This window comes from Streptomyces sp. NPDC041200, from assembly GCF_055591805.1.
Map to the genome: position 1 here is coordinate 91,056 of NZ_JBVIZF010000021.1, position 19,727 is coordinate 110,782.

A 19,727-nucleotide genomic window follows, 5' to 3' on the forward strand; every position below is an offset into this window, starting at 1 on the left:
TCCGCCTCCGCTCATGGCCCGCTCACGCCGGACTCACGCCTTCCGGTGGATCTTCCATAGGCCGCGGGCAACCGTGTCAGACTCCCCTGCGACGGCGGTGACATGAGACCCGCCGCGACGTGAGACCACATTCCCTCCAAGCGCAAATGAGGTGCAAGGTAATCCATGCGCAGGACATCGCTGGGATCGACCGGGATATCCGTCAGCAGGTTCTGTCTCGGCACCATGATGCTGGGATCGTGGGGTAACGCCGACGTTTTTGACTGTGTGCGGCTGGTGCACACCGCGCTCGACGCGGGCGTCAACTTCATCGACACCGCGGACATGTACGCCGGGGGCGAGACGGAGGAAATCGTCGGCAAGGCGCTCAAGGGGCGCCGGGACGATGTGGTGCTGGCCACCAAGGTGCATTTTCCGATGGGCGACGACCCGAACCACGGCGGGAATTCCCGGCGCTGGATCAGGCGGGCCGTCGAGAACAGTCTGCGCCGCCTCGGCACGGACCATCTCGACCTGTACCAGATACACCGGCCGGACCCGTCCACGGACATCGACGAAACGCTGTCGGTGCTGTCCGATCTGGTGCGGGAGGGCAAGGTGATGGCCATCGGGTCGTCCGACTTCTCCGCCGAGCAGATCGTGGAGGCCCGGTGGACGGCGGAGCGCCGCGGCCATGTGCCGTTCCACACCGAGCAGCCCCCGTACTCCCTGTTCATGCGGGGCGCCGAGCGCTCCGTGCTGCCCACCGCGCAGCGGTACGGCATGGGGGTGATGACCTGGAGCCCGCTGGCCAGCGGCTGGCTGACCGGCCGCTTCCGCAAGGGGCACGGTGACGGCATCGGCGAACTGGGCTCGTTCCGCAGCGACATGATCCCGTACAAGTTCGACCAGTCACTGCCGGGCAACGCGCGCAAGCTGGCCGTCGTCGAGGAGCTGGTCGAACTGGCCGCCGAATGCGGGCTTCCGGTGTCCCACCTGGCGGTGGCGTTCGTGCTGACGCATCCGGCCGTCTCGTCGGTCATCATCGGGCCGCGGACGGTCGAGCAGCTGACGGATCTGCTGGCCGGGGCGGAGGTGACGCTGGACGACGCGGTGCTGGACCGGCTCGACGCGCTGGTGGCGCCGGGGACCGACCTCAATCCGCCGGACGCCGACTACACTCCCCCGCACTTCGCCGACGCGTCCCTGCGGCGGCTGCCCGCCCAGCGGCGCGGAGCCTGAAGCCCCGCACTGCTTTGGCCCGGGAAACCGGCGGTGTGCGTGCCGCCGATTTCCCGGGCCGTGTGCGTTCGTCGCGCCGTCAGCGCCGCGAGGAATGCGAGATGCCTCCGAGCAGATGGCCCAGGACTTCCTGGAGTTCGTCGTTCAGCGATCCGGCGTCAGCGGCATCCCGCTGGTAGCACCAGCGGTAGAGCGCCCCGAGATACAGATCGCGCAGCACGTTTCCCATGAGGTGCGACGACAGATTCTCGGCCAGTTCACCGGTGTGGCACCCGGTTTCCACGATCTCCGAGAAGATATCCGCCATATACGGGTCTTCCTGGATCGGACGGCCCGCCTTCACCCAGGCGGTGAGCATGGCCACCGTGAGGTCGCGCTCTTCCTCATTGATACGCCCCAGTACGGACACGCACTGTTTCAGCTGCGCGACGGCACCGGCCCCATAGGAACGGGTCTCCGCGAGATGCGTCATGAGCTTCGCCCGCCGCTGTTCGCTCCAGGCGCCGATGAGATCTTCCTTGCGGGGAAAGTAATTGAAGAACGTTCCCCGCGCCACATCGGCACGCTCCGCGATGTCGTCGATGGAGGTCTGGTCGTAACCCTTCTCGCTGAAGAGTTCCAAAGCCGCCGTGTACAGCCTTTCCTTGACCCGCTGCTTGTTGCGCTCCCGGCGACCCGCGGGCGGCGCCACTGACGCCGTTGAGTCCATATCGATCCGTCTCCGTCCCTTGAGGTCAACCCCCAACTTTCTTATACCACAGTCTAACAATGACTTCTGGTCCTCGTTCGGCACTGTCATCTCGCCGCGCCGTCCATCAGACTGCGGGTCAGGGCTTCCAGGCTCTCGGCCCCCAGCAGTCGGCCCGCCGTGATCTCGATGCCGTGTTCGCGGCGCAGCTGTTGCCCGAGCCGCGCGGCCATGAGCGAGTCGAGTCCCACATCGCGCAGCGGCCTGCGGGGGTCGAGGTCGCCGAGCGGCATCCCCAGGACGGCGGCCGCCGCGGCGGGCAGCGCCTTGGTGGAGTCGCGCCGGGCATCCGGAAGGCGCGGCGCCGCCACGGGTCGGGCGTCGAGCGCGTGGCGCGGGGACCGCGCGGGGCGGGCGGAGACGGGCGCGGGACGCCAGGACGGGCGGCCCACCAGCAGGTGGGAGAGCCGGGAGCCCAGCGGCGCGGCCCGTGCCCACGCCTGCGCCACGGCCCGTGCCACTCCGCGCCGGGCCGCCCGCAGGGCCGGCCCGCCGGACGCGGCGCCCGCCTGCCGGGCGGCAGGCCCCGGGCGCCGCATCCGTATCCCGGTGAACTCGGCGAGCAGCCGCCCGTCCTGGGCGACCATCCGCACATCGGCGCGCGCGGGCCGGTCCCCCCGCTCGGGGGTGAACCGGCACAGCGTCCAGAAGTCGTCCGGGAGCGGAGCCAGCAGCCGTACGGAGTCGATGGACACCGGGACATAGGGGCGGCGGGCCTCCGCACCCGGCCCCGCCGGGGGCAGGGCGGCCAACAGCGGCAGCAGGCCCGCTTCCCAGGCCGCTGGTCCCGCCACCCGCGGCCGCCGCATCCGGGCGGCCACCACACCACCGCCCCGCCACAGCCGCTCCACCGCGTGGAAGGGCTCCCCGACGGCGAACCCGCGCCCGGCGGCGAGTTCGCGGAACTCGTCCGCCGACCGGTGGTCGCGGCACCTGCCCAGCACCGAGTCGAGCGCCCAGGAGGCGTCGCACGGCCCCTCCTCCCGGTCCGCGAACAGCCGCGCCACGGCGGCCCTCCGCCACTCCGTCCCCCCGGCGGTACGGAATTCCACCACGGCCCGCAGGCCCTCGGCGGTGTCCGGGCCCGGCCCGGTGAGGACCACCCGGAGTTCGGTGTCATGAAGGGCGTCCAGCAACAAGGGCTCTTCACCCACCCGCAATTGCCGTAGCGTCAGCGCTTCGTCGCATCCGGCCTCGCGCGCCGCCTCCAGCATCGTGGCGCAGTAGACCGCCGGTGGTACGGGCGCCACGCCCCGCACCCGGATGCCGCCGCCCCAGGTATCGGTCGCCCAGGCGGCGGGGTCGAGCCGCTTGACGTACGGCGCCGCTCCGCGGCTTCCGGTCTCCGGTGGCCGTGGCTCGCGGCGGAACCGTACGGCGTCCCAGGGATAGGCGGGCAGCGGCACCGCGCGGTGGTCCCCGCCGTACCACGCCGTCCAGTCCACGGTGCCACCCGAGGCGAAGATCTGCCCCGCGGCGCGCAGCATGCCCCTCCTGCCGTCGGAGTCCCGGCGCAGCGTGCCCACGGCGGCGCCGTCGAGGTCCGCGTCGGCGAGCGTCTCCTCGACCGCCGTGACGAGCAGGGGGTGCGGGCCGACCTCGACGAAGACGGTCCCGGCCTGGCCTGCCGCCTCGCGCACCGCGGGGGCGAATCGAACGACGCGGCGCAGGTTCTCCGCCCAGTAGGCGGCGTCGAGTTCGGGGCCGCGCACCGGGGTGGCGTGCACGGTGGAGAGCATGCCGGTCCGTGTTTCGGCCGGTGCGATGTCCTTCAGCCGCTCGCGGAGCTCGTCGAGGAGCGGGTCCATGGCGGGCGAGTGCGAGGCCACGTCGACCCGGACCATGCGGTTCAGGGCCCCGCGCGCCTCCAGGTCCGCCGCGATGGCGGTCAGCGCCCGGTGGTCACCGGCCAGCACGGAGGCGGACGGCGCGTTCTCGGCGGCCACGCAGACGCGGTCGCCGTGGGCGGCCGCCACCTCCCGCGCCCGGCGCGCCGGGAGTTCGGCGGCGAGCATGGCGCCCCGCCCGGCGGCCCGCTCCATCAGGCCACTGCGGCGGCAGATCACCGCGGCGGCGTCCCGCAGGGTCAGCGCGCCGGACACATACGCGGCGGCGGCCTCCCCCATGCTGTGGCCGAGGCACAGCCGCGGCTCCACCCCCAGCTCCCGCCACGCGGCGGCCAGCGACACCTGCACGGCCCACAGGGCGGGCTGGACGGTGGCGACTCCGGTGGGGAACGGCACTGCGGCGTTCCCCAGCAACTCGACGACGGACCAGCCGAGTTCATCCCGGATCGCCCGGTCGCACGCCTCCATCTCGGCCCGGAAGGCGGGCGACGAGACGAGCAGGTCCCGCGCCATCCCGGCCCACTGCGAGCCCTGCCCGGCGAAGACGAACGCGGTGCGCCTGGCCTCGCCGAACCCGGCCTCGCCGGTGCCGCCGTCGCGGATGGCGCGCCCCTCGGCGAGCGCGCGGAGCTTGTCCGCGAGGTCGTCGTGCGAGTCGCCGACCACCCACAGCCGGTGCGGGTGGGCCGCGCGCCCGAGGGCGGCGGTGGCGCAGATGGCGTCCAGCGAGTCGGTGCGGCCGGGCCCGCCGGGGCCGAGGTGGTCGGCGTAGCGGCCCGCCATCCGGCGCAGGGCGGTGACCGAACGGGCGCTGAGCACCAGCAGGCGCGGCGCGGTCACCGGCTCACGGTCCGCCGCCGGGGCGGCCGGTGGGACGTACTCGCCGACCACCACATGGGCGTTGGTGCCGGACAGTCCGAACGAGCTGACGCCCGCGAGCGCGGCCGGGCCCGCCTTGGGCAGCCGCCGGGCCGCCGTGACGATGTCGACGGCGGAGGCCTCGCCGTCCAGCAGCGGGTTCCGCCGCTCCAGGTGGAGGGAGGCCGGTATGACGCCGTGCCGGACCGTCAGCACCGTCTTGATCAGCCCGGCGATACCGGCGGCCGCCTCGGCGTGGCCGATGTTGGTCTTGACCGACCCGGTGAGCAGCGGGCGGTCCCGGGCGCGCCCGCTGCCCGCGGCCTCGGCCAGGGCGCGCAGTTCGACCCCGTCGCCCACGGGCGTGCCGGTGCCGTGCGCTTCCACGTAGTCGAGCTGGCCGGGACGGATTCCGGCGCTCCGGCAGGCCTCGCGCACCATCGCGGCCTGCCCGTCCACGGACGGCTGCATCAGCAGCCCGCTGGCCCGGCCGTCGCAGGTGACCGCGGAGCCGGGCAGGACGGCCCACACCGGGTCGCCGTCGCGGACCGCGTCGTCCAGCCGCTTGAGGACGACGGTGCCCACGCCTTCGCTCCGTACGAAGCCGTCGGCCGTGGCGTCGCCGAACCGGCAGCGCCCCGAGGGCGAGAGCATGCCGCCATCAGAGTAGGCGACGGCGTCCCGCGGCGACAGGATGATGTTGGTCCCGGCGGCGATGGCGAGGTCGCTCTCGCCGGTCAGCAGGCTCTGCCGCGCCGTGTGCACGGCGACCAGGGAGGACGAGCACGCGGTGTCGATCACCACGCTGGGGCCGCGCAGGTCCAGCGCGTGGGAGACGCGCCCCGCGGTGATGGCCCTGATCCGCGCCCCCACGGCGTCCCGCAGCACCGGTCCGGCGGGGGCGTGCTCGGCCTCCGCGTACTCCGCGGTGGCCTGGCCGACGAAGACGCCGGTCCGGCTTCCGGCCAGCCGCTCCGGCAGCAGGCCCGCGTCCTCCAGCGCCTCCCACACCACATGCAGCAGCAGGCGCGCCTGGGGGTCCATGCTCTCGGCCTCTACGGGCGCGATGCCGAAGAACGCGGCGTCGAACCCGAACGCGTCGTCCAGGAAGCCGCCGTGGCGGGAGACGGTCCTGCCGGGTGTGCCGGGCGTGGGGTCGTAGGCGCGGCGGATGTCGAAGCGGTCGGCCGGGACCCCTGTGACGGCGTCGACTCCCCCCATGAGCAGGTCCCAGAACGCGTCCGTACCGGCCGCCCCCGGGAACCTGCACCCCATGCCGACAACGGCGATCGCGGTGTCGTCCATCGGTCGTCTGCGCTCCACGGCGCTCCCCCTTCATGACGTGAGAATGACGCCGTCATAGTGCCAATCACGGTGATGCAAAGTTGTATCGGAGGGCAAAAGTTTACCCAACTCTATAACTATGCGTCCCCGAAATTCAGCAGACAGCGACACTTCGCGCGCCGATTTGCCCTACTTTCAACGCAGTTGACGTCCTCTCATCGCCGCGAGCACGCTGAGTTTGTACTTGCGCTCATAGATGTACGGCGCTATATGTTTACCCTCAAGGAGGGGGACTGACGGATGATCGCCAACGTACTCGGGCCGCTGCGCGTGACCTTGAACGGCGGCTCGGTCGTACCGGCCGCGCCGAAGGCCAGAAAGGTGCTCGCCCTGCTGGTGCTCAACCGCGGGCGGGTCGTGCAGATCGACGCGATGGAGCGCGAGGTGTGGGGCGCCGCGGCACCCAAGAGCGCGGCCACCAGCCTGCAGAACTACGTGATGCAGATCCGCAAGCACCTGGGAATGGTCCTGCCCGGCGGGCCCGGGAGCGCCCTTGCCAAACAGGTCCTGGTCACGGAGCAGACCGGATACCGGCTGGCCGTCCGCGACGACGAGTTCGACGTGCGCCGCTACCAGGACCTGGTGGCCGAGGCGGGCCGGGCGGAGGAGGCGGGCCATCTCGCCCAGGCCTCGGCGCTCCTGCGGTGCGCCCTCGACCTGTGGCGCGACGAGCCGCTGGCCGACCTGCCGACCGGGCCCGTGCTGCAGTCGCACGTCCTGCGCCTGGAGGAGGACCGGAAGTCCGTACTGCGCCGCCGCATCCTGCTCGATCTGCGGCTCCAGCGATACGAAGTGGTCGGCGAGCTGCGCGCGTTGACGGCGCTGCACCCGTACGACGAGATGCTGCACGAATGCCTGATGATCGCCCTGAACCGGTCCGGCAGACGCAACGACGCGCTGTCGGTCTATCAGGGGCTGCGCTCCGCCCTGGCCGAGGGGATCGGCCTGGAGCCCTCCACGCGGCTCCAGGAACTGCAGAAGTCGATCCTCGTGGCGGGCGGCTCCCTCACCCCCGCGCTGCCGTCCGTGGGGCTGTGACACCTGCCCTCGCCTCATGCCCCGCCGCGCGCAGCGCCGCGGTGAGTTCCTCCAGCAGCACGTCCGCTCCAGCGGGCGAGAACGGAAAGAAGTGGCCGCCCTCCACGAGCCGTCCGCGGTGGGCGGCCCGGGTGAAGGCGGCCCACCCGGGCAGGGTGGCGGCCGGGACCAGCGAGTCGTTCGTCCCGGCGAGGGCCGTGAGCGGCATCCCGAGGCATATGTCCCGCACGGCGCGCAGCGCCTGGCGGCTGAGGGCCAGGTCATGGGCCAGCGTCCGGGCGCGCGGGGCGAGCGCGGTGTCGTGGAGCGCGCCGGGCGGCAGCCCGTGCAACGCGAAGATCTCCGCCAGCCCGGCGGCCGTGTGCAGCCGCTCCGGGTGCGGGTACGCGCGCTCTCCCGGCAGCCCGCAGCTCACCACCACGGCGCCCGGCCGCTGTGCCGCCCCCGGCGCGTCCGCCACCGCGACGGCGAGCAGCGCGCCCATGCTGTGCCCGTAGAACACGGTCGGTACGGGCGGCAGCCCGCGCAGTGCGCCCCGTACGCCCCGCACCACATCCGCCACGCGCACGGCCGGGGGTTCGACGGCCCGTTCCGGGTGTCCGGGCAGGGTGACGCCGAGGAGTTCCACGTCGCCGGGCAGCCGTGACAGTGGCGTCAGATAGCGCGGCGCGTCGCCGCCCGCGTGCGGGAAGACGACGATCCGGGCCGGCGGGGCCGGGCCGGCGGGGCGCAGACCGGCCGTCCAGCCGCCGGTGGTCGGGCTCGGGAACACGGTGGTCTGCCTCCTGGGGTGGGTTGAGGGATACAGGGGGTTGGGTTGAGGGACGTACAGGACGGGCCCGGTACGGGCGGGTGTCCGTACCGGGCCCCGGGTTCATCGTCAGTGGCCCATGCCGATCCCTCCGCCGACCGGCAGGACCGCTCCGGTGATGTAACTCGCCTGCTCGCTCGCCAGGAAGCGGACGGCGGCCACGACCTCCTCGGGCCTGCCCGGGCGGCCGAGCGGGGTCATCCGCATCAGGTCCGCCATGCGGCGGTCGGACAGCGGCGCCGTCATGTCGGTCTCGATGATGCCGGGCGCCACCACGTTCACCGTGATGCCGCGGTCGCCCAGCTCCCACGCGAGGGAGCGGGCCATGCCCACCAGACCGGCCTTGGCCGAGGCGTAGTTGGTCTGCCCCGGCGAGCCGAGGAAGCCGAGCGCCGACGAGATGAGCACCACCCGGCCGCGCCGGGCCGGGAGCATGCTGGTGAGCGCGGCCCGGACGGTGGCGAACGCGCCCGTGAGATTGGTGGAGAGCACCTCCTCGAACTGCTCGTCCGACATCCGCAGCGCGGGCCGGTCCCGGGTGATCCCGGCGTTGGCCACCACGACCTCCACCGGGCCGTGGGCCGCCTCCGCCTCGCGCAGCGCCTTCTCGACCTCCCCGGGCACCGTGACATCCGCGTGGACACCGAGCACCCCGTCCGGCGGGCTGCCCGAGCGGTGGCTGACGGCGACCTTGTCGCCATCGGCCGCGAAGGCGGCGGCGACGGCCGCGCCGATGCCCCGGTTGCCGCCGGTGACGAAGACCGAACGGTTCATCGTTTCCCCTCCCTTCCCGCGCCGCTCACGCGGGCGTGACGACGAGCGCGGCGTTGTGTCCGCCGAACCCGAGCGAGGTGCTGACGGCCGCCTCGATACGGGTGCGGCGCGGCTCTCCCGTGACGATGTCCAGGTCGATCTCCGGATCCTGGTTCTTGAGGTTGGCCGTGGGCGGTACGGTGCCGTGCTGCACGGCCAGCACGGTGTACGCCGCCTCGATGGCCCCGGCCGCGGCGAGGGCATGGCCGGTCACGCCCTTCGTGGAGGTCACGGCGGGCCCGTCGCCGAGGACCCGGCGCAGCATCCGCCCCTCGATCAGATCGTTCATGCGGGTGGCCGTGCCGTGGGCGTTGACGTGGCCGATGTCCCGCGCCGCCACGTCGGCGTCGGCCAGCGCCTCCCGCAGCGCCCGTTCGATGCCCCGCCCCCGCGGGTCGGGCGCGGTGGCGTGGTGGGCGTCCGAGGTGGCGCCGTATCCCCGTACGACCGCTCGCACCGTGGCGCCGCGGGCTCGGGCGTCCTCGGCGCGTTCGAGGACGAGCACACCGGCGGCCTCCGCCGCCACGAAGCCGTCCCGTTCCGCGTCGAAGGGGCGGGCGGCGTGTTCGGGGGCGTCCCGGCTCCGGGACAGCGCACCCATCTTGGTCAGGCCCGCCAGCACGGTCGGGGTGAGCGCGGACTCGCTGGCCCCGGCCAGCACGATGTCGCACACCCCCGATCGCAGCAGGTCCCGGGCGGTGCCGACGGCGGTGGCGCCGGAGGCGCAGGCGGTGGCCGTCACCAGGCCGGGGCCGGTGGCGCCGCAGTCGATCGCCACGTACCCGGCGAGCATGTTGGGCATGTACTTGGTGATCATCAGCGGGGAGACCCGGCCGGGTCCACCGTCGCGCAGCTCCTGGTACTGCTCCTCGAAGGTGGCCGCGCCGCCGAGGGAGTTGCCGAGGACGACGCCCACCCGGGTGCCGTCCCAGCTGTCCCGGTCCCATCCGGCGTCCTCGATCGCCCCGCGGGAGGCGACGATGGCCAGCTGGACGAAGCGGCTCAGCTGCCAGGAGGCGAAGCCGCCCAGCAGTTCACCGGCGTCGAAGCCGGGGACGCGCGCGGTGAAATCGACGGGCATGCCGTCCAGGGACGGGTCCCTGGTGGCGCGGGAGCGGCCGGTGAGCAGCGCGTCCCAGTTCTCCGCGACACCGGATCCGGCCGGTGTCACCAGCCCGAGTCCGGTGACCGCTATGCCGTCGGCCATCAGGCCACCGCGCCCTTGTCGGTGAGCAGTTCGGCCAGTTCGCGCAGGGTGAGCTGGTCGGTGAGGTCACCCTCGTCGATCACCACCTGGAACTCCTTCTCCAGGACGAGGCTCAGTTCGATGAGCACCAGGGAGTCGAACGACAGGTTCTGGAAGGTCACCTCGGGGGTGATGATCTCCTTCTTGAGCTTGAACTGTCCGGAGAGGATGCCGGTGACGCGCTCTTCGATCGCCTGCATGGTGAAACTCCTTCTGTAGGTGGCCGATTGCCGGTGTGAGGTCAGACGGGGGTGACGTCGGGCCAGCGCAGCCCCAGCGCGCCCCAGGTGAGGCCGCCGCCGAAGCCGCCGAGGACCACGCGCTGCCCGGGTCGCAGCGCGCCCTCGATGACGCCGTCGGCGAGGGCGAGCGGAATGGAAGCGGCGACGGTGTTGCCGACGCGCCCGATGTTGGAGACGAATCGCCGGGCGGGCAGCCCCGTGCGGTCCGCGACGGCCGCCAGGATGCGGGCGTTGGCCTGGTGAAGGACGACGCGGTCGACATCGCCCAGGGCCCAGCCGAGGCCCTGTGCGGCCGTTTCGACCGAGGTGGTCATCCTGCGGACCGCCTCGGAGAACACGGCCCGGCCCCGCATGGTGAAGTAGGCCCCGGCCTCCTGTGCGGACAGGCCCGACGCCTTCTGCCGCGAACCGCCCGCGGGGACCTCGATGAGGTCGCTGCGGCTGCCGTCGCTGCCCAGGTCGAGGCCGCCGAGGGCACCCGGCTCCCCGGGGTCGCCGGGGCGCAGCAGGACGGCGCCCGCGCCATCGCCGAACACCGCGCGGGTGGTGCGGTCCTCGGGGTCGAGGATGGTGGAGAAGGTGTCCGCGCCGATGACCAGCACGCTGTCCGCGGCGCCGGAGCCGATGACGGAGGAGGCCATGCCCAGGGCGTAGACGAAGCCGGTGCACACAGCCGCGATGTCGAAGGCGGGGACACCGGTCAGGCCGAGCCTGCTCGCCACGTCCGGCGCGGTGGCCGGGCACGGCCGGTCCGGGGTGCTGGTGGCCACCATGACCATGTCGGCCTGTTCGGTGCCCGCCGACTTCAGCGCGCGCCGCCCGGCCTCCACGGCGAGGTCTCCGGTGGACTGCCCGGGGCCGATGACATGGCGCTGCCGGATTCCGGTGCGGGTGCGGATCCACTCGTCGGAGGTGTCGAGCCGACGGGCCAGTTCGTCATTGGTGACGACGTTCTCCGGCAGCCAGGTCCCGAGCCCCGCGAGAACCGCCGCGCGGTTCACCCGGCGCTCCGGATCCCCATGGCGTGAAACGTACGCGTGAATGCGCCGTCAGCGCGGAATGTGTCCGTCGCACGGAAAGGATCCGTCAAAGAGTCCATCGGTGCTTTCCCTTCTGGCCCGCCTCGCCGACTCGTGCGGCGTTTCCGGGAATTCATGCTGCAGGCCGCCGCTTGAGGCGTTCTCACGTTCGGCACAGAGGGCACTCACGGTCCCCTCATTCGTGGCGTGAGAGGGACGTGAGCGGGCCGGTAGCGGGCCCCGCCAGCATGGTTGCCGTGCCGAAACACCCCACGACCTCGAGGGAAAGGGGACAGGCGTGACAGTGGCCACCGAGACGGCCGACGCACGAGCCATCGTGCCGGAGCTCGACTTCTCCCGCACCGTCCCCAAGGACCTGGTGCACCGGGAGGCGTTGTCCGAGCTGTTTCTCACCGACAGCCAGAAAGTGACGGACGGGCATTTCGTGGCTGCCGCCCAAATACCCCCGTCGCACGCCTATTACACCGATCACACGGGCCCGTCCCCGATTGATCCGCTGCTGTTGCTCGAATGCTGCCGACAGGCGGAAACCCATGCGGTGCACGCGCATTTCGGAGCACCGCGCGACACCGTTTTCATTCTGCAATCGTGGTCGATGCGGCTGCCCGGCGCGGCCACCGCCCGTGTCGGCCCCGGGCCCGCTGAACTCATCATGGACGTGACCACGCGCGACAGCCGGTGGCGGGACGGCACGCTCCTCGCGACGACGTACGTCATGCGGCTGTCCGTGGCCGGGCAGTACCTCGGCGAGGTGTCGCTGCGCGCGGCCTATATGCCCGGCGGTACGTACGCGGCGATGCGCACCCGGCGGCGTGGCAGCGCGCCGCCCACCTCGGACGCCTTCCGCCACCTGCGGGACGGCACGCCGGTGCCGCCGGGGCGGGTCGGGCGCGCCCGGGCGGAGAACGTGGTGCTGCTCGACGCGGTGACCGGGGACGACAGCGCCACCGCGCGGCTGCGCCCGGCCGGTGAGCACCCCAGCCTCTTCGACCACCCGCTGGATCACTTCCCCGGCATGGTCCTGATGGAGGCGGCCCGGCAGCTCGGCGTCCTGTACGCCGCCGAACGCGCCGGTGATCCGGCGGGCGCGTGGGCACTGACCGAGCTGGCCGCGTCCTTCCAGACGTACGCGGAGCTGGACAGGCCGCTGCTGCTGACCGCCCGCCCGTCGACCGGCCACGAGCCGGACACGGGCGCGGAGCTGAGTCTGAACATCGCCTTCGAGCAGGACGAACAGCTCGTCGCCGAGGCGGACATCGCGCTCACCCGCACCCGGCGGCCCACGCCCGAGGGCGCGCTGTGAAGCTCGACGGGCCGCTGTATGTGAGCGCCGCGACGACGTGGCTCCCGGCCACCGTCGAGACCCCGGAGGACGCCGTGCGCGACGGACGGCTGAAGCCGGAGGACGTGGCGGCGACCGGGTACCGGCGGCTGCCGGTGTCCCGGGCCGAGGCGCCGCCGGAGATGGCCGTCCGGGCCGCGCGGCGTGCGCTGGAGCTGGCGGGCGAGGACCCGCGGGACGTGGGCCTGCTGGCCCACGCCTGGACGTACCACCAGGGGCACGACTTCTGGTCGCCCGCCCACTACATCGCGCACGGCGCGGGCGCCCTCGACGCGGTGCCGGTCGGGGTGCAGCAGATGTGCAACGGCGGCGCCGCCGCACTGGAACTCGCCGCCGCGCGGCTCCGGGCCGACCCGGCGGCGGGCGCCGCCGTGGTCACCACGGCCGACCGCTTCTGCCAGCCGGGGTTCGACCGCTGGCGCGGCGACTACGGCCTCTGGTACGGCGACGGCGCCACGGCCGCCGTGCTGCGCGCCGCGCAGCCCCACCCGGACCCGGGACACACGCTTGAGCTGCTGTCCCTGGTCACCGCCGCGGCGCCCGCCATGGAGACGATGCACCGCGGCCGTGACACCTTCAGCCCGGCGCCGCGCGAGCACAGCCGGGTGGTGGACATCCGCCGTACCAAGAAGGCGTTCCTGGAGGACAACGGCAAGGAGCACTTCGCCAAGGTCGTGCAGCAGCGGGTGCCTTCGGTGATCCGGGCGGCCCTGTACGACGCGGGTCTGTCTCCGGACGACCCGGCCCTGCACGGTGTGCTCCTGCCGCGCCTGGGCCATACGGCGCTGAGCGCCGCGTACACCCCGGCGGTCGCGCTGGTCACCTCGGCGCCCGCCTGGGACGTGGGGCACGACACCGGCCATCTGGGCGCGGGGGACATCCTCGCCAACCTCGCGCTGCTGGCCGGGCCCGGCCGGTGGCGGCTCTCCCCCGGCGAGGTGGCCGTGGTGCTCAGCGCCGGGGGCGGATTCACCTGGTCGTGCGCGGTCGTCAGGCGCACCGGTCCAGGCGATGCGAACAGCGACAGCAGTGACAGGAAGGAGGGGGCATGACCCCCGCACAGCACAGCACGAACGGCCCCGACCCGGTCCTGGTGGTGGGCGCGGGACCGGTCGGCATGGTGATCGCCTGCGATCTGCTGCGCCAGGACATCCCGGTACGGATCGTCGACGCGGCGCCAAGCACCACCATTCACTCCCGGGCGGTCATCATGTGGCCGCGCAGCCTGGAGCTGCTGCGCCGGATCGGTGTCGCCGAGGAACTGTCCCAGACCGGCAAGCACATCGACGCGGTGTCGTACTACTCCGGCAGCAGCCGCCTGGGCGCCATCGAGATGAGCCGCCTGCACGACACCCCGTATCCGTTCGGGCTGTGCACCCCGCAGTGGAAGACCGAGGACGTCATCCGCAAGCGGCTGGTGGAGCTGGGCGGCCGGGTCGAGTCGGAAACCGCCCTGGTGGGGCTGGACAACTCCGGCGACCGGCCGGTGGCGAGGCTCCGCCGCCCGGACGGGTCCGAGGAGCAGGTGCGCGCCGACTGGCTCATCGGCGCCGACGGTTCGCACAGCACCGTGCGCAAGGAGCTGGGCATCGAGTTCCAGGGGCAGGGTGCCGATGTGCTGTTCGCCATCGGTGACGGTCCGCTCGACGGCCCGCTGCCCCCGGACGAGATGGTCTACTGCTACAACGCGGGCGGCGCCATGGGCCTCGCGCCGTTCGGCGACGGCACGTTCCGCGTGGCGTGCAGCGTCCCGGTGTGGAACGACGAGGACGAGCCGCCGCGCGAGCTGTTCCAGGAGAACCTGGACCGGGTGGTGCCCTTCCCCGCCAAGCTGGGCGAGTTGAAGTGGACGACCGTCTTCCGGGCCCGCCGCAGGACCGCCGCCGCGTTCCGCGCGGGCCGCTGCTTCCTCGTCGGCGACGCGGCGCACATCTTCAGCGCGGCGGGCTCGCAGGGCATGAACACCGGTATCCAGGACGCGGTCAACCTCGCCTGGAAGCTGGGCGGCGTGGTGCGGGGCACCGTCGACGCCCGGGTCCTGGACACGTACGACCGCGAGCGCCGCCACTCCGCCGAGCGGGTGTCCCTGGTGACCGCCAAGCAGACCTCGTGGGGCCTGGTGCGACAGCCCGCGAAGGTGGCCCTGCGCGACGCCCTGGTGCGCGGGGCGAAGGTGACCGGCGCGTTCCAGCGGCTGGTGACGCCGCTGATGAGCCAGCTCAGCGTCAACTACGCTTCCGACCGGGAGGATGTGAAGGCCGACATCCGCTGGCGGCGCAAGCCGCTGGGCGTCGGGGAGCGCCTCCCGGTCTTCGTGTCCGACGGGTACGAGGACGGCGAGCAGGGGCCGTGGCCCGCCATCGCCGACGACCGTTTCACCGTGCTGACCTGGTCGGGCGGCGCCCGTGGTGTGCGGTGGGAGGAGCGGTGTGCGGCGCTGCGCGCCGAACTCGCCCCGCACCATCCGGTCCGGGACGTGTCGGCCTGGCCCGCGCTGAAGGAGTTCCTCGGCACCAGCCCGCGCGCCGTCGTGGTACGCCCCGACGGCCACATCGCCGCCATCGAGCCGCGGCTCGACCCGGCGCGGCTGCGCGCGGTCCTCGCCCGCGTCGGCGCGACCCGGCCCGAAGAAGCGGCCTGAGCACCAGAGATCGAAGGAGATACAGACACATGGAACAGCGCAAGCTCGGCTCGGGCGGGCCCTCCGTCGGCGCCATCGGCCTCGGCTGCATGGGCATGAGCTGGGGGTACGCCGAGGGGCAGCGGAACGACGACACCTCGGTCCGGGTCGTCGCCGAGGCCCTCGACCTCGGCGTGACCTTCCTCGACACCTCGGACGTGTACGGGGACGGGCACAACGAGCGGCTGCTCGGCCGGGCGCTGGCCGGGCGCCGCGACGAGGTGGTGCTGGCCACCAAGTGCGGTCTGGTGGTGGACGATCTGGCCACTCGCGCCATGCACCGCGACGGCCGCCCCGCGCACGTGCGGGCGGCCGTCGAGGCGAGCCTCGGCCGCCTGAACACCGATGTGATCGACCTGCTCTATCTGCACCGGGTCGACCCCGAGGTGCCGCTCGCCGACACCTGGGGCGCCATGGCCGATCTCGTCGCCGCGGGCACGGTGCGGCGGCTCGGGCTGTCGGAGGTGAGCATCGCGCAGGCCGCCGAGGCCCACCGGCAGCACCCGGTCGCCGCCATCCAGTCGGAGCTGTCGCTGTGGACCCGCGGCCCGCTCGGTCGCCCTGGTGACGAGCTGGAGGGGCTGCCCGGCGCGGAGAACCTGGTCGGCTGGTGCGCGGAGAACGACGTCACGTTCGTCCCGTTCTCCCCGCTCGGCCGGGGCTTCCTCAGCGGCGCGTACGTCAGCCCCGACCAGTTCGAGGACAGCGACTTCCGCAAGTCCAACGCCCGTTTCCAGGACGACGCGCTGGCGGCCAACGGCCGCATCGTCGAGGTGGTCCGTACGGTCGCCACCCGGCACGGCGCCACGCCCGCCCAGGTCGCCATCGCCTGGACGCTCGCCCAGGGAGAACACGTCGTGCCGATCCCCGGCACCAAGAACTCCCGCTATCTCAAGGAGAACACCGACGCCGCCGCGATCCGCCTGAGCGACGCGGACCTGGCCGAACTGGACGCCGTACCGGACCCGGTGGGGTCCCGCTACTGACCCGCCGCATCCCGGTCGCGGGGGCGGCCGCCCCCGCGACCGGGATGCGCCTCCGCCCCGCGCAGAAAAGGAACCCCGCGATGACACCGGCAAAGGCGACCACCACGACGCGCGGCGCCGCGTTCTTCGACGTCGACGAGACGCTGATCACGCACAAGAGCATGCTCTCGTTCCTCCGCGACTACTACCGGTGGCTCGGCCGTCCCGAATCGGCGGCCGACGACGCGGTGTCCTCCCTGCGGGACATCGCCGCGGGCCCCGGTGGCCGGGCGGCGTCCAACCGCGCCTACTACCGGCTGTTCTCGGGCCACCGGGTGGCCGAGGTGGCCGCCGCCGGGCAGCAGTGGTTCGACGACGGCATGACCACCGGGGGGCTGTTCCACCCCCCTGCCCTGCTGGCCCTGCGGGTGCACAAGGAGCGGGGTGATCTGGTGGTCCTCGTCTCCGGCTCCTTCTCGGCCGTACTGGACCCGATCGCCCGGTACACCCGCGCGGACATCGCGCTCGGCACGGTGCCCGAGGTCTCCGGCGGCCGCTACACCGGCGAGGTCCAGGCCGTCCGTATCGGGGCGGGAAAGGCCGAGGCGGTGGCCGGGGTGCTGCGGGAGCGGGAGCTGCGCGCCGAGGACTGCCACGCGTACGGAGACCACGCCTCCGACCTGGACCTGCTGCGCCAGGTGGGGCACCCCGTCGTGGTGGGGGACGATCCGGTGCTGCTGGAGCACGCCCACCGGGGCAGGTGGCGGCGGCTGCCCCCGGCCGTGAACGCCGCCCCGGACGTAGCCCCGGTGGGCACAGGCGGCTCGTCGGCGGGCTGAGGAGGCGTCGAAACTTTCGCTCGGGCCGAGGGGGCCACGCACCGTTGACGCACCGGGTCCCCACTGGACACACTCCGGTGCAACCAGCTCAACAGAACCCACCAGACTCCCACAGGATGTGTCATGGGTCCCCGCTCAACCCGCATGCTCCTCCTGCCGCTGCTCGCCCTGCTCACGCTGGTGGCGAGCGTCTTCACCGCTCCGCCCAGCCCCGCGCTGAGCGGAGCGGCGGCCGCGGCGCAGCAGAAGACGAAATACGCCGGGTATCTCTTCACCTACTTCACCGGTGAGGGCACCGCCGACGGCGAACAGATACGGATGGCGCTCAGCCGCGGCAACGACCCGCTGCACTGGCGGGAGTTGAACGCCGGGAAGCCCGTCCTCACCTCCAGCCTCGGCGAGAAGGGCCTGCGCGACCCGTTCGTCATCCGCTCCCCCAAGGGCGACAAGTTCTACCTGATCGCCACCGATCTGCGGATGTACAAGAACAGCAGCGGCAGCTGGGACCAGGTACAGCGCACCGGCAGCAAGTCGATCATGGTGTGGGAGTCGAAGGACCTCGTCAACTGGACCGACCAGCGCCTCGTCAAGGTGTCCCCGGACACCGCGGGCAACACCTGGGCGCCCGAGGCGTACTACGACGAGAAGCTCGGTGAGTACGTCGTCTTCTGGGCCTCGAAGCTCTACGCCGAGGACGACCCGCAGCACACCGGCTCGACGTACAACAAGATGCTGTACGCCACCACGAAGGACTTCCGCACCTTCAGCGAGCCCAAGGTGTGGAACGACCCCGGCTACTCGGTCATCGACTCCACCGTCATCAAGGACAAGGGCGCCTACTACCGCTTCACCAAGGACGAGCGCGACCCGTCCTCCGGCACGCCCTGCTCGAAGTTCATCACGGCGGAGAAGTCCACCTCGCTGACGGACACCTCGTACGACTTCGTCTCCGACTGCATCGGCAAGGAGGCGATCGACCGCGGCGAGGGCCCGACCATCTTCAAGTCGAACACCGAGAACAAGTGGTACCTGTTCATCGACGAGTTCGGCGGCCGCGGCTACATCCCCTTCGAGACCACCGACCTCAGCTCGGGCAAGTGGACCCCGTCCCAGAACTACCAGCTGCCCGCCAGCCCCCGGCACGGCACGGTGCTGCCCGTGACCCAGGCCGAGTACGACCGGCTGCTGCGCACGTATCCCGCGTCGGAGGCCGCGCCCGCCGATGTCACGGCGAAGGGCCAGAAGGGGTACGCGATCGTCACCGAGGCGGCAGCCAAGGCCGTGCTGCCGATGGACCCGAAGGCCGATCTGCGGCGGCTGGCGCCCCGCTTCGCGCTTCCGGCCGGCGCCACCCTCAGCCCGCCCTCGGGCACCCGGCGGGACTTCCGCAAGGCCCGGACGTACCGGCTCACGTCCGCCGACGGAACGGCCCGTGACTGGACCGTCGAGGCCGTGCCGATGCGCAGCCCCATCCTGCCCGGGCTGAACGCCGACCCGGACATCCAGTACGCCGACGGCCGCTACTGGATCTATCCCACGACGGACGGCTTCCGCGGCTGGGGCGGCACCAAGTTCAAGGCGTACTCCTCGAAGGACCTGGTCCACTGGAAGGACCACGGCGTGATCCTGGACCTCGGTCCGGATGTGAGCTGGGCGGACAAGTACGCGTGGGCGCCCGCGATGGCCGAGCGCGACGGCAAGTACTACTTCTACTTCTGCGCCGAACAGCAGGTGGGTGTCGCGGTGGCCGACTCCCCCGCCGGGCCCTTCAAGGACGCGCTGGGCAAGCCCCTGGTGCCCAAGGGCCAGCTGGAAGGCCAGATGATCGACCCGTCGGTGTTCACGGACGATGACGGCCAGGCCTATCTGTACTGGGGCAACGGCCAGGCGTACGGGGTGCCGCTGAATGACGACATGACGTCGTACGACCCCGCGAAGATGCGGAAGTTCACCCCGGACAACTTCCGGGAGGGCTCCTTCGTGGTCAAGCGCAAGGGCACCTACTACCTGATGTGGTCCGAGGACGACACCGGCAGCGAGAACTACCACGTCGCGTACGCCACCGGCACGTCGCCGATGGGGCCGTGGACGAAGCGGGGCACGGTCCTCTCCAAGCGCCTCGACTACGGGATCAAGGGTCCGGGCCACCACTCGGTGGTCAACGTCCCCGGCACGGACGAGTGGTACATGGCCTACCACCGGTTCGCCGTCAACGGCCCCGGCACGGCGGGCGGCGACGGTACGCACCGGGAAACGACCCTCGACCGCATGGAGTTCGCGGCCGACGGGACGATCAAGCCGGTGGTGCCGACGCTGGAGTCGATCGACCCGCTCCGCCGCCGCTGACGCCGACCCCCACACCATCGAGGAGAGGAGATCCCCGTGGCGGTCACCCGAAGATCGTTACTGATCGCAGGTACCGCCGCCCCCGTGGCCGGGACACTCGCCACCGCCGCCCCCGCGTCGGGGGCGGCCCCGTCCCGCGCCCTGGGGGGCCGGCCCCTTCCGCTCCTCGACGGCTGGCGCTTCGCCCTCGTCAACCCCGGCGGGATCACCGACCCGACCGGGGACTACGCCGAGGCCCACACTCCCGGCTATGACGACTCGGCGTGGCGCGAGGTGGCTGTTCCGCACGACTGGAGCATCGAGCAGACCCCGACCACCGAGCACGGCACCACGGGCGGCACCGGTTT

15 protein-coding genes and 1 pseudogene are annotated in these 19,727 nt (G+C 72.3%); 9 read left to right on the top strand and 7 right to left on the bottom strand.

Annotated elements, in window-relative coordinates; translation table 11 throughout:
• Window positions 1-165: 165 nt before the first annotated feature.
• Window positions 166-1,221, top strand: coding sequence for an aldo/keto reductase (locus ACZ6CL_RS31855; RefSeq protein WP_468942049.1), 1,056 nt, complete (start codon window positions 166-168; stop codon window positions 1,219-1,221).
• Window positions 1,222-1,300: 79 nt separating this feature from the next.
• Here the strand turns inward: ACZ6CL_RS31855 and ACZ6CL_RS31860 are convergent, their stop codons facing one another.
• Window positions 1,301-1,930 carry a TetR/AcrR family transcriptional regulator gene (locus tag ACZ6CL_RS31860; RefSeq protein WP_468942050.1) on the bottom strand — a complete coding sequence of 210 codons (630 nt, stop codon included), beginning with the start codon at window positions 1,928-1,930 and terminating at the stop codon, window positions 1,301-1,303.
• Between the two features lie 86 nt (window positions 1,931-2,016).
• Complete coding sequence (locus ACZ6CL_RS31865; protein WP_468942052.1) at window positions 2,017-5,997, bottom strand: type I polyketide synthase; 3,981 nt, start codon at window positions 5,995-5,997, stop codon at window positions 2,017-2,019.
• A 261-nt stretch (window positions 5,998-6,258) separates the two neighbouring features.
• On the opposite strand from ACZ6CL_RS31865, the gene ACZ6CL_RS31870 reads away from it, so the two are divergent.
• Window positions 6,259-7,056 (top strand): AfsR/SARP family transcriptional regulator, encoded by a 798-nt coding sequence (locus ACZ6CL_RS31870; protein ID WP_468942054.1) that lies wholly within the window; start codon window positions 6,259-6,261, stop codon window positions 7,054-7,056.
• Here ACZ6CL_RS31870 and ACZ6CL_RS31875 read toward each other — a convergent pair.
• The 5 genes from ACZ6CL_RS31875 to ACZ6CL_RS31895 form a co-directional block, all read right to left on the bottom strand.
• Complete coding sequence (locus ACZ6CL_RS31875) at window positions 7,025-7,828, bottom strand: thioesterase II family protein (protein WP_468942057.1); 804 nt, start codon at window positions 7,826-7,828, stop codon at window positions 7,025-7,027. The genes ACZ6CL_RS31870 and ACZ6CL_RS31875 overlap by 32 nt on opposite strands.
• Before the next feature lie 108 nt (window positions 7,829-7,936).
• Window positions 7,937-8,641 carry a 3-oxoacyl-ACP reductase FabG gene (gene fabG, locus ACZ6CL_RS31880; protein ID WP_468942060.1) on the bottom strand — a complete coding sequence of 235 codons (705 nt, stop codon included), beginning with the start codon at window positions 8,639-8,641 and terminating at the stop codon, window positions 7,937-7,939.
• Between the two features lie 25 nt (window positions 8,642-8,666).
• A complete protein-coding gene (locus ACZ6CL_RS31885) occupies window positions 8,667-9,887 on the bottom strand; it encodes a beta-ketoacyl-[acyl-carrier-protein] synthase family protein (protein WP_468942061.1) in 1,221 nt (406 codons plus the stop codon).
• Window positions 9,887-10,126, bottom strand: coding sequence for an acyl carrier protein (locus tag ACZ6CL_RS31890; RefSeq protein WP_468942064.1), 240 nt, complete (start codon window positions 10,124-10,126; stop codon window positions 9,887-9,889). Before ACZ6CL_RS31890 ends, ACZ6CL_RS31885 begins: the two co-directional genes overlap by 1 nt.
• Before the next feature lie 41 nt (window positions 10,127-10,167).
• A complete protein-coding gene (locus tag ACZ6CL_RS31895) occupies window positions 10,168-11,169 on the bottom strand; it encodes a beta-ketoacyl-ACP synthase III (protein WP_468942067.1) in 1,002 nt (333 codons plus the stop codon).
• A 316-nt stretch (window positions 11,170-11,485) separates the two neighbouring features.
• Between ACZ6CL_RS31895 and ACZ6CL_RS31900 the strand changes: the two genes are divergently transcribed.
• The 7 genes and pseudogenes from ACZ6CL_RS31900 to ACZ6CL_RS31930 all read left to right on the top strand — a co-directional run.
• Complete coding sequence (locus tag ACZ6CL_RS31900; RefSeq protein ID WP_468942069.1) at window positions 11,486-12,511, top strand: ScbA/BarX family gamma-butyrolactone biosynthesis protein; 1,026 nt, start codon at window positions 11,486-11,488, stop codon at window positions 12,509-12,511.
• Window positions 12,508-13,602, top strand: coding sequence for a 3-oxoacyl-ACP synthase (locus tag ACZ6CL_RS31905; protein WP_468942072.1), 1,095 nt, complete (start codon window positions 12,508-12,510; stop codon window positions 13,600-13,602). Before ACZ6CL_RS31900 ends, ACZ6CL_RS31905 begins: the two co-directional genes overlap by 4 nt.
• Window positions 13,599-15,191: an FAD-dependent monooxygenase gene (locus tag ACZ6CL_RS31910; RefSeq protein WP_468942074.1), complete on the top strand. Its 1,593-nt coding sequence runs from the start codon at window positions 13,599-13,601 to the stop codon at window positions 15,189-15,191. The genes ACZ6CL_RS31905 and ACZ6CL_RS31910 overlap by 4 nt, the downstream gene beginning before the upstream one ends.
• Window positions 15,192-15,220: 29 nt before the next feature.
• Window positions 15,221-16,216 (top strand): aldo/keto reductase, encoded by a 996-nt coding sequence (locus ACZ6CL_RS31915; RefSeq protein WP_468942077.1) that lies wholly within the window; start codon window positions 15,221-15,223, stop codon window positions 16,214-16,216.
• Window positions 16,217-16,296: 80 nt separating this feature from the next.
• A complete protein-coding gene (locus tag ACZ6CL_RS31920; protein ID WP_468942080.1) occupies window positions 16,297-17,034 on the top strand; it encodes an HAD family hydrolase in 738 nt (245 codons plus the stop codon).
• 123 nt (window positions 17,035-17,157) lie between these two features.
• Window positions 17,158-19,380 carry a glycoside hydrolase family 43 protein gene (locus tag ACZ6CL_RS31925; protein WP_468942083.1) on the top strand — a complete coding sequence of 741 codons (2,223 nt, stop codon included), beginning with the start codon at window positions 17,158-17,160 and terminating at the stop codon, window positions 19,378-19,380.
• 36 nt (window positions 19,381-19,416) lie between these two features.
• Window positions 19,417-19,727, top strand: a pseudogene (locus tag ACZ6CL_RS31930) (glycoside hydrolase family 2 TIM barrel-domain containing protein); the annotation flags it as partial.

Bases quoted from the DNA above. Each gene is read 5' to 3' on its own strand.
- ACZ6CL_RS31915 (WP_468942077.1), top strand. From the start codon at position 15,221: ATGGAACAGCGCAAGCTCGGCTCGGGCGGGCCCTCCGTCGGCGCCATC.
- ACZ6CL_RS31855 (WP_468942049.1), top strand. From the start codon at position 166: ATGCGCAGGACATCGCTGGGATCGACCGGGATATCCGTCAGCAGGTTC.
- ACZ6CL_RS31910 (WP_468942074.1), top strand. From the start codon at position 13,599: ATGACCCCCGCACAGCACAGCACGAACGGCCCCGACCCGGTCCTGGTG.
- ACZ6CL_RS31925 (WP_468942083.1), top strand. From the start codon at position 17,158: ATGGGTCCCCGCTCAACCCGCATGCTCCTCCTGCCGCTGCTCGCCCTG.
- ACZ6CL_RS31920 (WP_468942080.1), top strand. From the start codon at position 16,297: ATGACACCGGCAAAGGCGACCACCACGACGCGCGGCGCCGCGTTCTTC.
- ACZ6CL_RS31860 (WP_468942050.1), bottom strand. From the start codon at position 1,930: ATGGACTCAACGGCGTCAGTGGCGCCGCCCGCGGGTCGCCGGGAGCGC.
- ACZ6CL_RS31870 (WP_468942054.1), top strand. From the start codon at position 6,259: ATGATCGCCAACGTACTCGGGCCGCTGCGCGTGACCTTGAACGGCGGC.
- ACZ6CL_RS31890 (WP_468942064.1), bottom strand. From the start codon at position 10,126: ATGCAGGCGATCGAAGAGCGCGTCACCGGCATCCTCTCCGGACAGTTC.
- ACZ6CL_RS31885 (WP_468942061.1), bottom strand. From the start codon at position 9,887: ATGGCCGACGGCATAGCGGTCACCGGACTCGGGCTGGTGACACCGGCC.
- fabG (WP_468942060.1), bottom strand. From the start codon at position 8,641: ATGAACCGTTCGGTCTTCGTCACCGGCGGCAACCGGGGCATCGGCGCG.